The following is a 13,929-nucleotide window of genomic DNA, read 5'->3' as shown; positions in this document are numbered from 1 at the left end:
AAATGAACTAACTCACTCCATAGCAGTAAAAAAGCAGCGCCGCCCCAAACGGAGCTGCGCTGCTGTAACTACCGGGTAAATTATTGATCCTTCCAGCGCTGCACAGTCAGATTCACAGTCTGCGCTCCGCCGGCAGGTGTCAGGGTCCGGTTGGCAATCTCCGCACCGCTGGAGCTTGTTTCAACCGATGCCCAGCTGCCGCGGGTCACTTTGTACTGTACAGCTGTACCTGCAGGCAGACTGAGTGTAATGGAGTAAATGCCGTCGCTGCCTTTAGTCAGCTGGTAGGCAGGATCTGCCGCGTTCCAGCTGTTGAAGGAGCCGCTGAGATATACCGGCCCGGATGCAGGTGTAGTACCGGGCACACTGACCCTGAAGGTTACGCTGTCGGCCTGCGGCACGCCTGAGGTGAGGCTGCCGTTTACAAGGCTCCAGCTGCCGGCGGTCAGACGGTAATTGCTGCCTCCGTTGTTATCCCAGGTCCCGCTGCCGTTATTGAACGCTGCCGTCAGGCCGGCCGCTGTGCCCAGCTGAATAGTTGCTGTCTTATAGCCGGAATACGGCGAGGCCTGCAGCTGCAGTCCCGGTGAGGTTGTCCATACGCCAGAGCCGTCTACACTATAATGCATATATGAATTCGTATACGCAGTGTTCTTGTAATAAATGGTTACTGAATTGCCACCAGGAGTGGCAGTAGGCGTTGGTGTTGCAGTTGGTGCTACTGTTGGTGTTGCAGTTGGTGCTACTGTTGGTGTTGCAGTTGGTGCTACCGTAGGTGTAGGGGTCGGCGCTATTGTCGGTGTTGGCGCTACTGTTGGAGTCGGTGTGGCAGTAGGCGCAACCGTTGGAGTCGGTGTAGCTGTAGGGCTTACCGGTCCTCCTGATTGGATATTTCCGGTAGGCGTATACGTCCAGGTGCCTGTACCGAACAGATAATTGCTGCCTCCATTGCTGTCCCACGTGCCGCTGCCGTTGTTGAAGCAGGCCTCGAGCTGGGTAGCAGCGCCGATATTAATTGTAATCTTATTGTAGCCTGATACTTCTGCTGCCGGAATAGCTACACCGGGTGCAGTCGTCCAGGTTCCGCCGGCAGGCCGGTAGTGGATGTAAGGGGTGGTATAACCCTGCTTATAATAGATAGTCACACTGTTCCCGGCCGGAGTTGTCACCAGCGCAGCTGCACTGAAGGCGGACAGGTTACCCGCCGCATCAAAAGCTTTTACCGTATAGCTGTAATTGGTCTGGCCTGCGAGTCCGCTGTCCGTATAGGAGGTGGTTGCAGAGGTGCCTACCTTGACCCCGTTACGGTAAATTTCATATCCGGTTACCCCGACATTGTCCGTGGATGCCGTCCAGCTCACCAGTGCACTGGAAGCATTCTGTACAGTTGCTGTAACATTACCTGGAACAGTTGGAGCTGATTTATCATCTACCGGCTGGTTCTTGGAGTAGATTTTGGCCGAGTTTGCGCCGACGGATACAGTAATTTGCTTGCCTGTTACACCGCCTGCCTGCACGGTTACTGTATCGGAAGTATTCAGCTGATTGATCAGAACTGTACCTGCAGTCAGTGTGCTTTCGCTGCGCAGTGGAATGGTTACAGTCTGCGTACCGCCGGAGGCATTGCTGAATACAGAGATGACTTCCTGTCCGACATTTGTACCGGTGTCAATCCGCCGGGAGAACGCATAAAGGTTCTGGGCAGACCACATTTCGCGCTGGGTACCAGTACGAAGGGCCGGGTTGTTTTTGCGGATTTCGTTCAGCTTGGCCACATGCTTGTAGGTGCTGGTATTTTCATTAAAATAATTCTCCAGAACATTACCGCTTGCATCCCTCTTCACCATCGACCAGCGGTTCCAGGTATCGGCAATGCCGCCTGTCATAATCTGCCCGTTGCCGTTACCCTTATTCTGCTCGGTTCCCTGGAAAACTACAGGTGTTCCGCGGACAGTAAAAATAAAGGAGAGTGCATTCTGCAGCTTCTCTACACTGCCACCGGCCTCTGTCAGGAAGCGGTTGCGGTCATGGTTGTCGATAAAGGTGACCATGTGGTTCGCATTCCCGTTGTAATAGGAATCCTGAGCCAGTGTACTCTTAATATTGGACTCAAAAGACTGCCCGTAAGCAAAGCTGTTCAGCACCGAGAAGAATAACGGGAAATCCAGCATCCCCCATTCCTTGTTCGCGCCTACCCAGCGTGAGACAAATTCCGCATTGCCGTCAAAGTTCTCCCCAAAGGTATTAACCCCAAGCAGATTTTGCAGCTCGCCGATGTCCGTAGGCTTCATCAGCTTGGCGGCGTCCACACGCGCTCCGTCTGCTCCAGTGTAGTCAAACCAGGCTTTAATGGAGCTGAAGATCGCCTGCTTCGCGGCAGGAACGTCAAAGTCAATGTCATCCAGCCCGCCCAGATCGTGATTCTCCAGATAATCCTGGGCCCATTGATCATATCTGCCGTCAGCCAGTGACCAGTTAATGTCTCCGTTATGATGATACCAGGACGGATTATTAAACGGTGCGGCAGGCTGCAGGCCAGGGATATCATAGTAAGCCTGGGTACCCAGCATATAATCACCGATATGATTCGGCACTACATCAATAATGACCTTGATGCCCAGCGCATGCGCAGAATCCACCAGCTCCTTCAGCTTCTCCTTGGTGCCGAAGTACGGATTAGCCGCATTAGGGTCTTTTACGTTATAGCCGTGATAGGCTGTATTCTTGCCTGTGCCGTTATTCTCGCGGTTGGTCATCTGCGGCTCGGCAACAGGGGAAATCCAGATTGCAGTGTAGCCCATATTGGCGATGTACGGGAGCTTGTTGATGACCCCCTGCCAGTCGCCGCCCTTCATGTAGCGGAAATCCTCCTCAGAGTTTTCCCCGTAGCGTATTGCGGCCCCGGTTGCATTATTGGATGTGTCTCCGTCATGGAACCGGTCGACCATAATCTGATAAATCGTGTCATTCTCCGTAATCGTGCCGATACTTGCCGCCTCAGCCTTTGACGGTGCCAGCGCAAACAGATTCGTCATAACAGACAGAACAATAGACGTGATCATAACCGGAATCAGCCATCGGTTGCGTTTCATTCCTTCATCTCCCTCTCCTTATTGGAAATCTGCTGCCAGTGAACAAGCTTCACATCACGTGCAAATCTGGGATGTCATTCAGGAAACCGGTTTCCCAAGTAAAAATTACCATGTCCATGTATGCGCTGTCAACAAAAATTAATGTCAAAAAGCCTCCTTTCCGAAATTTGAAAGGAGGCTTTGGCATATAAGGATAATCTGTTTATTTAAATACCGGCTCACGGAACTGGGCCAGCTTGGCAGCCGAGTCCTTCTCGACATCTGCATGCAGGCTGTTGCCATGCGCATCCATTGTTACGATCGCCGCAAAGCCCTCTACCTGAAGATGCCACATCGCTTCAGGAATACCGAATTCCATGAAGTCAACCGCGTTAACCTTTTTAATGCATTCCGCATAGTACTGTGCTGCTCCGCCGATCGCATTCAGGTATACCCCGCCATGCTCCTGCAGCGCCTTGAGCGTCTTGGGACCCATTCCTCCCTTGCCGATTACTGCGCGGATGCCGAATTTCTTGATAATATCGCCCTGGTAAGGCTCCTCGCGGATACTGGTAGTCGGTCCTGCCGCCTTAACATGCCACCCTTCATCGTCCTTCAGCATAACAGGGCCGCAGTGATAGATGACCGCTCCGTTCAGATCGACCGGCGCGTCATGATCCATCAGGTATTTATGCAGTGCGTCACGTCCGGTATGCATTTCTCCGGACAGAATCACAACATCACCGACCCGCAGGCTGCGGATATCCTCTTCGCTGACCGGTGTAGTCAGCCGTACCTCACGTGAACCCTCAGCTGCAGCGATATCAGGCTCAGCCGGGGCCGAAGCCTCCGCTGCTGCAATTGCAGGTGCTGACGTAATTACAGCATCCCCTGGAGTAACGCCGGCTTCGGCAGCAGCCGGATGTGCAGTGACGGGCACAGGAACCGGCGCGCCCGCTTCATCGACAGAGATGCCTGTACCGCTCTCATAGAGCCAGTCCCTGATCTCACCTGTGGCAGGCTCAACCAGAATGCCCTGGCGGCGGAAGGCCCAGCAGTTATAGGCAACCGAGACGAAAAAGCTGGCCGGAAGGCGGTTCATCACACCGATCTTACAGCCGAGGAGGGTGACTTCACCGCCAAAGCCCATCGTACCGATTCCCAGCTTGTTCGCATTCTCCATAATATAATTCTCCAGCTTGGCCAGATCCTCCACCGGGTTCGTATCTTCAACCTTGCGGAACAGCTGTTTTTTGGCCAGCTCATAACCGGTTGTCCGGTCTCCGCCGATGCCGACGCCGATAAAGCCGGCGCTGCAGCCCTGACCCTGCGCCTGATACACGGCATGCAGGATACATTTACGGATACCGTCCAGATCCCGGCCCGCCTTGCCCAGGCCCTCAAGCTCGGCGGGAAGGCTGTACTGGATATTCTTATTCTCACAGCCGCCGCCTTTGAGAATAAGCCTTACGTCTATATTCTCTTCTTCCCATTGCTCAAAATGAATGACTGGTGTTCCGGCGCCCAGATTGTCACCGCTGTTTTCCCCGGTCAGCGAATCCACTGAATTGGGCCGCAGCTTTCCGTTCTTGGTAGCCCGGATAACCGCACTATGGATATCCTTCTTCATCTCAATCTGATTAACGCCTACAGGCGTATGAATGATAAAGGTCGGCATCCCCGTATCCTGGCAGATCGGTGATACCTGAAGCTCGGCCATGCCGATATTGCGGGCGATTGTTGTCAGGGCAAGGCCCGAGCGGGTGGCACGGTCTTCCAGTGCACGTCCCTTGGCAACGGCTCTGCGCACATCACCAGGCAAATTCGTGGAGGTCTCTACGATCAGATTATAAATGCTTTCTTCAAAATTCCGCATCTTCATTCCGGCTCCTCTCATCCATTGCAGGTTGTCTTAAGGCTGATACAATTAGTATTATCATATCACACTCTGCCGTGCATGAAAGGGTTTACTTTAAAATTGAACTACCCTATCCCGGACTATATATGCCATGTTTAGTATATTCCGGCATCAAGCATATCCCAGTCCTTATAAACCGGCTGCAGGCTGTTTGCTTTGAGCATCTCGGAGATTTCATGCACACTCCGTCCGTCGGAAATTTCAAACTGCGGAGTGCCTCCCTGCTGTGTATGGCCTCCAACTTCAGTGGATACCCCGGCAGACATTTTGGTTACGCCCAGATGGATCAGACGGTCTCTTAGCGCGGACGGCTCACGTGTGGACAGGGTTATGCCTGCCCGGGGGAGGAACAGGCGGTAGGCCAGAATAATCTGTACCAGAGCCCGGTCGGTTACGATATGTCCGGAATCATACTCTCCAAGAAAAGGGCGGAAACGCGGAGCAGACAGCCCGATTTCACACTCCGGGTACTTGTCCTGCAGGTATCTCGCATGCATGGCGGTAAAGAAAGCTTCCTGCCGCCAGTCATACATCCCCAGCAGCGCTCCGATATTTACCACCCGGAATCCTGCCCGGCAGCCCCGCTCAGGCGCATCCAGGCGGTTGCGGTAGATTTTTTTGGGACCTTTGACATGCAGCTTGCTGTAGGTCTCCTCATGGTAAACTTCCTGATACAAGGTTAATCCGTCTACACCGGCTTCCTTAAGCTCCTTGTATTCACCCTCAGACAAAGGATTCACTTCAATACTGACAGAAGAGAAAAATTCCTTTAGTATCCTCACACATTCCTTGAGATAAGAAACCGGGCTTTCCGTCCGCGATTCACCTGTCAGAATAAGAATATGCCGGATTCCGGTAGCCGCTATCGCCTCTGCCTCCCGTCTAACCTCTTCAGGACTAAGCTTTTTTCTCGGAAAATCATAAATAGAGCTGAAGCTGCAGTACGTGCAGTGATTTATGCAGAAATCTGCAAGATACATCGGTGTAAAAAGCTGCATGACATGTCCGAAATGCGAACGGGTCAGACTTCTGGCCTGCCGGGCCATCTCCTCCAGACAATCCCCTGCTGCAGGAGACAGCAGAACCTGCAGATCATGCTCATCCAGCTGCTCTTTGCGGAGCGAACGCCTTACATCTTCTTTGTTAAATTGCCCCCACATTCCTGCATTCACCTGATGGCCAAGAGCGTGTGCAGTCTCGTAAAAACCCATGGTACTCCTCCTTTTCGCCGGTTCCTGATTCTGTCACTGTCAGCCAAGAAAACCCGTTAATGGCGATGATGCCGATGCAGTCTCCTCTACGGGACCCAGTCCAGCCAGGTAGGCCTTACGGCCTGCAGCTACAGCATCACGGAATGCCGAGGCCATGAGCAGCGGATCGCGTGCAGTGGCGATGGCCGTATTGAGCAGCACAGCAGCAGCGCCCAGCTCCATCGCTTCCGCTGCCTCAGACGGCCGGCCGATTCCGGCATCAACAATGACCGGAAGCTCTACTTCAGCTATCAGAATGCGCAGCAGCTCCAAGGTTTTTAGCCCCCGGTTTGTGCCTATAGGCGATCCAAGCGGCATAACTGCGGCAGCACCCGCCTTTTGCATACGGAGGGCCGCAGACAAGTCAGGGCTCATATAAGGAAGCACCACAAAGCCTTCAGCCGCCAGAATTTCCGTGGCACGGATCGTTTCCGCATTATCGGGCAGCAGGTATTTCTGATCATTGATTACTTCAATCTTAACCCAGTTGCCGAGACCGGAAGCCTTGGCCAGTCTGGCAATACGGACAGCTTCCTCGGCAGTACGTGCACCGGAGGTATTAGGAAGCAGGGTCATGCTGTCCGGGATATGGCTGATAATATTATCATTACTGTTTGGGTCCACACGTCTGAGCGCTACTGTAATGACCTCTGAGCCCGAAGCCTCCACCACCTCCGGAATAAGAGTGTTCCGGCTGTATTTGCCGGTTCCGATAAACAGCCTGCTCGATAAGGAGCGGCCTCCGATTACGAAAGGATCTGACATCTGAATTGCCTCCTGTATTTAAAATTTGTACCCGGCATGTAAACGGGATTAGCCGCCTCCCACAAAATGCACGACCTCAATCCGGTCTCCTTCATTCAACAGATAAGCACCGTGATGCTCCTTGGCAACAATCTCGCCGTTCAGCTCTACAATGACCAGTCTCCTGTTCCATTCAGGCAGACTAAGCAAATCAGCTACTGTACGGCAATCCTCACTGTAATTTGCCGCTTTGCCGTTGACGATCAGATTCATGCCTTCTCACCTCCTTTGGCGGCAGCTCCCGTCACTGCGTTCCGGTAGGCTTGTGAAGCTGCAAACGGATCATCTGCACCGCATATACCGGACATCACTGCTATTCCCGCTGCGCCAGCCTGCAGGACCTCCGGCGCATTATCCGGCGTAATTCCCCCCAATGCAATAACCGGAACCCCGGCGGCAAGCACAGCCTCTTTCAGCTGGGCCAAGCCTCGCTCCCTCAGGCCGGGCTTGCTGGTTGAAGGATACACATGCCCGAAGAGGCAGTAATCTGCCCCTTGGCAGCCTGCGTCCCTAATCTCCTGGACCGAATGCACGGAGGAGCCAAGCCGCAGGGTAGCGCCCGCTGCCAGCCGGGCTGGAGCGGCAGGCAGGCTGTGCCAGGCCAGCTGTACACCTGCTGCCCCCACAGCCATTGCCACATCCAGCCGGTCATTGATGATCAATTTACCGGCCGGTACACCGGCACGGAGCAAGCCTACGGCCATTTGATACAGCCCGCGCGCCGATAGCTTTTTTTCACGTAAATGAATGTAGTCTACCTGCGGATGAACAGCTGCTGCGAGAACAGCAAACGGCTCCGCGGCAAGCTTTCCGTCTGAGAGCAGATGAATTTCGGCCAGTACGTCCACCTCCCTTTTCTTTAAAAACACAAAAAAAACCGCCTCCAGGCAGGAGGCGGTGAAAACAGTATACAGAAAAACAGCCGGATTTCCGGACCGTATGCGCTGCAATACAATGCTTATCCACTTTCCTACGCTGGTATAAACCAGATCAGGTTCAAAGGGTCCGAACTAAACGTACGTTCGTCTCAGCCTTGCGGCACCCCTAGTGACAAATTCATATTCTGTTGCTGACTTCGTATATATTAACACTATTTTGCATGAAAAATCTAGGTTAAGCGGCATAATATTCCGCAGTCTGCATATAAAGCAGCAGAGAGTGCACCAATTGGCGCACTCTCTGCTGCTTGTTACATAATCGTTTGGATGGCTCCGGACATCAGCCGTTAATAATCTCTCCGCCGTTAACATGAATGACCTGGCCGCTGACATAGGAAGAATCACTGGAAGCCAGATAGACATAGGCTGGTGCCAGCTCCTCCGGCTGTCCCGGACGCTTCATCGGCTGCGTGCCCCCGAACTCGCTCACTTTTTTCGCATCAAAGGTGGATGGAATCAGCGGAGTCCAGATCGGACCCGGAGCCACAGCATTGACCCGGATGCCTTTTTCAGCCAGATTCATCGACAGGGAGCGGGTGAAGCTGAGAATCGCCCCTTTGGTGGACGAATAGTCCAGCAGCTGCTGATTACCGCGGTAGGCCGTAATCGAAGTTGTGTTAATGATTGTTGAACCTTTTTTCAGATGAGGCATGGCTGCTTTGGTTAAATAAAACATTGAGAATATATTAGTACGGAAGGTCCGCTCCAGCTGTTCCGAGGTAATGTCCTCAATCTTGTCCTGCGGATGCTGTTCGGCAGCATTGTTGATCAGAATATCCAGCTTACCGAGCCCTTCTACCGTCTTGTTGATCAGGTCCTGGCAGAAGGCTTCTACACCGATGTCACCGGCAATCAGAATACACTTGCGGCCCTCCTGCTCCACTTGGCGTTTCGTCTCCTCTGCGTCGCTATGCTCATTCAGATAGGAAATAACGACATCAGCACCCTCCTTGGCAAAATGCACGGCTACCGCACGCCCGATTCCGCTGTCTCCCCCGGTAATAAGCGCTGCCTTGCCCAGCAGCTTGCCGGCCGCTTTATATTCGGAGGTTTCAAACTCCGGCAGCGGATTCATCTCACTTTCGATTCCCGGCTGCTTGTCCTGCACCTGCGGAGGCAACGTTTTCTTGGCTTCTTGATTTTCTGGCATGATCCATTCTCCTTTCGCTTTTGCACTTCTCGAAGTCATTCATCGTTTTAGGATGGCTAAGGATTGCTGGTTTATGCGCTGATCTCAGGCACTTTAGGTCTACGCTATGTTACTTACCACAGTTAAAAGCCGGCCAAACAAAAAAATCAGTCGTTGCCGGCGTAAAGTGCGGATATAATGTATCAGGATGAACAGGAGCAGGCATGAAGGAGGCAGAACCTATATGACCAGAAATTCCAGGAGCATTATCATTGCCGTCAAAGGAATCATTGTGCACCAGGGCCGTATTCTTATTGTCCGGCGCGCTGCGGCAGATATTATAGGGGCCGGAAGCTGGGAGTGTCCCGGAGGGAAAATTGAATTCGGAGAAGGGCTGGAAGCCGCGCTTGAACGGGAGATCGCTGAAGAAACAGGACTTGGCGTAACGGTCGGAGCAGTAGCATATGCCGCTTCTTTTCTGACCGATCCCGGCAGGCAGGTTGTCATCATCACTTATCTCTGCGAAAGCGAAAAGGACGCAGTAATTCTCTCTGAGGAGCACGCAGCCTACAAATGGTGTACCCGGACTGAGCTTGAGGAGCTGCTGCCTCCGGGAATTCTGGCTGAATTTGAGCGGAGCGGCGTGCTCACAATGGCGGAGCTGTTGTAGCGCGGTATGCTTACAGGCGAAAAAGACCGCGCCTTTGAGGGCAGCGGTCTTTGATGTGCTGGTAGGGACTTTCTTTCCTAACCAAGCTTTAATTTGTCTATTGCTGTTTTTAGTGCAATGATTTTGTCCGTGTTTGCTTTGTTGACCAGCTCTTTCTGAGCTTCAGTCAGGTTGGAATATCTCCGGTACACCCAATTAACCGCCGGCTCATGCTCAAGGGTGAGTTTTTCTGCTTCAGGCAGCTGATCGATTTTGAAAGCAACGGTATCTGCAGCCTGCTGGTCAGTAAGGATAGACGGACCCTGATAATAACCGGTCACATGCATATCCTTATCGTAGAAAATAATCATATACTGCTCTTCAAAATTTTTCACTGTATAGAACGGCGCTAAATAATCTTCAGAGTCCTCATAGGAATATCCGTATACGATATCCGTTACCCCATTCAAATAATGAGATTGGGCTGAAAGACTCTTAACATTGAAATCCTTATCCGCATCCACCACATAAGGCAGCTCGGTATTTGCCGAGTATACGAAGTATTGAATTTCTGGATGCTGTGCTGCAAATTCTTCCCTGATCGCTATTCTGTCGTTAATAAAGCCTCTCTCAAGGCTTCGGGTGATTGTGACTCCTTCACTGAAACGCTCAACCGGCTCATCCAGCGTTGAATACCTGGCCTTCAGATCTAATTTGATTACCTGATGGCCTATTGCTTTATTATTTACATCATACAAAATTACTGTCATATAGTCCTGCAGATGCTTTGGCTCAATCGAAAACCTGTAGCTTCCTTTTGCATCAGGCAGTGTCTCTATATAATGATTAGCCGGATCAGGTGCTGTCTCAGCAGTTGCCGTAAAATAGTAGCCCGCATAATGCGCTGCCGCCTGCTCAGCTCCGGATAGCCCGTTAAAGCTTATGACCGCAGTTGCGGCATTAGTATATACATCTTTACTGCCTTGAGCCAAGGTAATTCCTTCGATGACCGGCAAAACCGCTGGAGCGGGCGCTTCAATAGAACCACCATCTCCGCCTCCGTTACTGCCGCCTCCTGCAGAACCGCCGCCCGAGCCTCCTCCGCCAGCAACAATAACCGGTGTTCCCGTACCTGTTACTATTGATTCTTTCTGGCTTCCATCTACTGTTAAAGGCTTCCGGGCGAAAGAAGAGCCTTTACCGCCATCGTTTACAGTTGCCGCCTGAATCTCGCCGCTTCCTGTAAAGCTTGCTGCCGAATCAAGTACAGCACGGGCTATAACTGTTCCTGCTTCCAGCTCCGCTTGAAGAGACGAGGCCCCTTGTGCCACACTCAGAAGGCTCAAAGTGCCCTTCTGCAGCTTCAACACTGCTGCTGCAGCTTCAACCTTAACATGATTAAAGACTCCACTCAGTGCTACAACTGTTCCTGAAGGCAGATCAGAAGAGACAGCAATATCAGTAAAGCCCTTGCCGGAACCTTCGCTTTCTTCCAGCTTAACGCCGGAACGCACCTGCACCTGTCCGGCTTCGGTTGTGCCTGCGGCAATTATCTGAACCTCGCCGCTCTTTTTCTGGACAACAATCTGATTGAGTCTGGAATTACTCAGATATACAGTATCAGAACCGCTGCCTTCGATGATTAACCGGCCTTCAACTGTAACATTATCCAGAGTAAGCCCGCCGGCACCGGTCACTTCCTTCAGAAGCAGATCACCTTGGATCGTTATGTTCTTCAGCTTTACTCCGGATGCGGTAACAGTAAGATTTTTAAAAGCCCTGAGACTAGAGGAATTGGAGCTTCCAAATTCCACCGCGCGGGTGACAACGGCATCACCCACTCCTCCGCTAAGGTTGTTGAACGATTCCATCAATGCCACAGACTCCGCTCTTGTCATCGGGCGGTCAGGCTTGAAGCTGCCGTCAGGATACCCCTTCATCGCTCCGGCATTTACTACTGCCGCTACCTTTGGCTGGCTCCAGGCGGCGATGCGGCCGGCATCGGTAAAGGCAGCGAGCGCATCCGCTGAGCCGTCCTCGAATTTCATCAGCCTGCTGATTATGATCGCTGCCTCCTGGCGGGTAATCAGCGCATTGGGATGAACCTTCCCTTCATACCCCTGAATATAACCGGCTGACACCGCTTTGGAGAATTCTGTGTATGCCCAGCTTGACTTAGACAGGTCGCTGAACGCTGCCGACTTGCCCTCACTAATGTCCCACATCCGGTTGACCAGTGTAACAAACTCCGCTCTTGAGATCCCCTGATCCGGCTTAACCGAGCCGTCTTCAAAGCCTTTCAGCCAGCCGTTCTGCAGCCAGCTTTCAATCTGCTTCTGCGCCCAGTGCCCCTCGTAGTCCTTAATTCCTTCAGCTGCATTGACTGCCGACGGTGCATTGAAGGCCAGAGTAACTCCCAACCCTAGCGCTATTATCCCTTTAGTTCTCATCCTTGTTGCTTCTCTCCCCCGCAATACCATGTATAATCATTATTTCGCCAAACGCTGTTATTTTACATTAATATTTGGCAAATAGGAATACATTACCGGCAATTACGTTGTCTTTGTCACGCCATATACAGCCTATATATGTACACAAACCAAATAGCCCCGGCAGCCGCAGCCCCGGAGCTATTTCCCGATTCTTCAATTAAATAATACGTCTGTAGACCATGAAGAAAATCATGGCGATCAGCACAACCATCAGCAGCAGGCTCATCGTCCGCAGCTTGGCCGTGTAAGACGATACATCGCGGTTCTCGCGCATACCAGCCGCTGCTAAGCGGAGAGGCTTGCCCATAATTCCTGCGAGCGCAAACATAGCCAGAAGCAGCACAACTACGACAACCATCCATGCTACGGAGTAATCATCCTGACTCATCATGTAGCCGCCGGTCAGCAGCTGAATAATGAGCCCGAACTGGGCAAAGCGGTTGAAGCCGGTAATTGCGCTAAGCGTACCTTCTCTGGCCGGTGCCGAGAGCTTCTGCGCCCCGCTTAAGATAAACGGCAGTACCAGATAGAAGCCTAGCGCCAGAGTCCCGATCATATGTAGAAAATACAAAAAACGGTCCATCCTCTACCTCCTCTAATAGTCGCTGTGATATAAGTTACATACTAATTATAACCGACTGTGCTGCGCAAGAAAAGAAAACCCCGCTTTATTAAATAAAATGGAAGCCGATTTCCGGAGCTGTCCGGATCAGACACTGACAGCGGACGTAACTGCACGCACTGAATCCGCCGATTTATCCAGGGCTGCCTGCTCTTCAGCTGTAAGCTCCAGCTCATAGATTGTCTCAATACCATCGGCGCCAAGCAGCGCAGGAACACCCATGAACAGATTGTCGTACCCATATTCACCTTCGAGCAGGGCGATGACCGGAATAATACGCTTCTTGTCCTTGAGGATCGCTTCCGTCATCTGTACAAGAGATGCTGCAGGCGCATAGTAAGCGCTGCCGTTGCCGAGCAGGCTGACGATTTCCCCGCCGCCTACACGGGTACGCTGCACGATCTCGGCAATACGTTCCTCGGGAATCAGCTTATCCACCGGAATGCCGCCTACACTGGAATAACGCACGAGCGGCACCATATCATCCCCGTGTCCGCCGAGGACAAAGCCGCGCACATCCTCTACCGAAACATTAAGCTCCTGGGCAATAAAGGTGCAATAACGCGCCGTATCCAGTACCCCGGATTGACCAATAACACGGTTCTTCGGGAATTCAAGGGCATTATAAGCCACATAGGTCATCGCATCAACCGGATTGCTCAGAATGATAACAATCGATTCTGGCGCTACACGCTTGATGTTCTCACAGACTGATTTAACGATGCTGGCATTCGTGTTCACCAGATCATCACGGCTCATTCCCGGCTTGCGGGCAATGCCTGCTGTAATAATGACAATATCCGAATCTGCGGCATCATCGTAGTTGGAGGTGCCGGTGATCTGGCTGTCAAACTTCTGGACCGGACCTGCCTCAAGCATATCCAGCGCTTTGCCCTTGGTCGGATTCTCCAGCTGGGGAATATCGAGCAGCACGACGTTGCCGAGCTCCTTCTGGGCAAGCATAAGTGCTGTGGTAGCTCCGGTAAAACCGGCGCCTACGACAGTAATTTTATAACGTTTGATGGCCACAGGTGAACCTCCTGAATTTTAATTTAA

At 52.2% G+C, this 13,929-nt stretch carries 11 protein-coding genes and 1 riboswitch; of the genes, 1 reads left to right on the top strand and 10 read right to left on the bottom strand.

What is annotated here, in order from left to right; genetic code table 11:
* Positions 1 to 80: 80 nt before the first annotated feature.
* The 7 genes from R70723_RS10200 to R70723_RS10170 form a co-directional block, all read right to left on the bottom strand.
* The gene (locus tag R70723_RS10200; RefSeq protein WP_039871780.1) at positions 81 to 3,092 is read right to left on the bottom strand and encodes an alpha-amylase family glycosyl hydrolase; all 3,012 of its coding nucleotides are present in this window, start codon (positions 3,090 to 3,092) and stop codon (positions 81 to 83) included.
* 202 nt (positions 3,093 to 3,294) lie between these two features.
* Positions 3,295 to 4,947, bottom strand: a complete 1,653-nt coding sequence (locus R70723_RS10195; RefSeq protein WP_039878543.1) for a fumarate hydratase — start codon at positions 4,945 to 4,947, stop codon at positions 3,295 to 3,297.
* A 137-nt stretch (positions 4,948 to 5,084) separates the two neighbouring features.
* Positions 5,085 to 6,200, bottom strand: a complete 1,116-nt coding sequence (gene thiH / locus R70723_RS10190) for a 2-iminoacetate synthase ThiH (RefSeq protein ID WP_039871778.1) — start codon at positions 6,198 to 6,200, stop codon at positions 5,085 to 5,087.
* Between the two features lie 39 nt (positions 6,201 to 6,239).
* Positions 6,240 to 7,004: a thiazole synthase gene (locus R70723_RS10185; RefSeq protein WP_039871777.1), complete on the bottom strand. Its 765-nt coding sequence runs from the start codon at positions 7,002 to 7,004 to the stop codon at positions 6,240 to 6,242.
* Between the two features lie 48 nt (positions 7,005 to 7,052).
* Positions 7,053 to 7,256, bottom strand: a complete 204-nt coding sequence (thiS, locus tag R70723_RS10180; RefSeq protein ID WP_039871775.1) for a sulfur carrier protein ThiS — start codon at positions 7,254 to 7,256, stop codon at positions 7,053 to 7,055.
* Entirely contained in the window at positions 7,253 to 7,912 is a 660-nt protein-coding gene (locus tag R70723_RS10175) for a thiamine phosphate synthase (RefSeq protein ID WP_179088076.1), read from the bottom strand. The genes thiS and R70723_RS10175 overlap by 4 nt, the downstream gene beginning before the upstream one ends.
* A gap of 81 nt (positions 7,913 to 7,993) precedes the next feature.
* Positions 7,994 to 8,099, bottom strand: a riboswitch (TPP riboswitch).
* Positions 8,100 to 8,261: 162 nt separating this feature from the next.
* Positions 8,262 to 9,131 (bottom strand): SDR family oxidoreductase, encoded by an 870-nt coding sequence (locus R70723_RS10170; RefSeq protein ID WP_039871773.1) that lies wholly within the window; start codon positions 9,129 to 9,131, stop codon positions 8,262 to 8,264.
* Between the two features lie 223 nt (positions 9,132 to 9,354).
* Here R70723_RS10170 and R70723_RS10165 point away from each other — a divergent pair, with 223 nt between their 5' ends.
* Positions 9,355 to 9,780, top strand: coding sequence for an NUDIX hydrolase (locus tag R70723_RS10165; RefSeq protein ID WP_039871771.1), 426 nt, complete (start codon positions 9,355 to 9,357; stop codon positions 9,778 to 9,780).
* Positions 9,781 to 9,857: 77 nt separating this feature from the next.
* On the opposite strand, the gene R70723_RS10160 is transcribed toward R70723_RS10165, so the two are convergent.
* The 3 genes from R70723_RS10160 to mdh all read right to left on the bottom strand — a co-directional run bounded on the left by R70723_RS10160 (position 9,858) and on the right by mdh (position 13,902).
* A complete protein-coding gene (locus tag R70723_RS10160; protein WP_179088075.1) occupies positions 9,858 to 12,209 on the bottom strand; it encodes an S-layer homology domain-containing protein in 2,352 nt (783 codons plus the stop codon).
* A gap of 199 nt (positions 12,210 to 12,408) precedes the next feature.
* A complete protein-coding gene (locus R70723_RS10155; protein WP_039871768.1) occupies positions 12,409 to 12,834 on the bottom strand; it encodes a hypothetical protein in 426 nt (141 codons plus the stop codon).
* Positions 12,835 to 12,960: 126 nt separating this feature from the next.
* Positions 12,961 to 13,902, bottom strand: a complete 942-nt coding sequence (gene mdh, locus R70723_RS10150) for a malate dehydrogenase (RefSeq protein WP_039871767.1) — start codon at positions 13,900 to 13,902, stop codon at positions 12,961 to 12,963.
* Positions 13,903 to 13,929: the final 27 nt, after the last annotated feature.

Source organism: Paenibacillus sp. FSL R7-0273 (assembly GCF_000758625.1).
Lineage (GTDB): Bacteria > Bacillota > Bacilli > Paenibacillales > Paenibacillaceae > Paenibacillus_AQ.
Note: the sequence above shows the minus strand (reverse complement) of the source record. Positions and strands in the feature narration are given on the sequence as shown.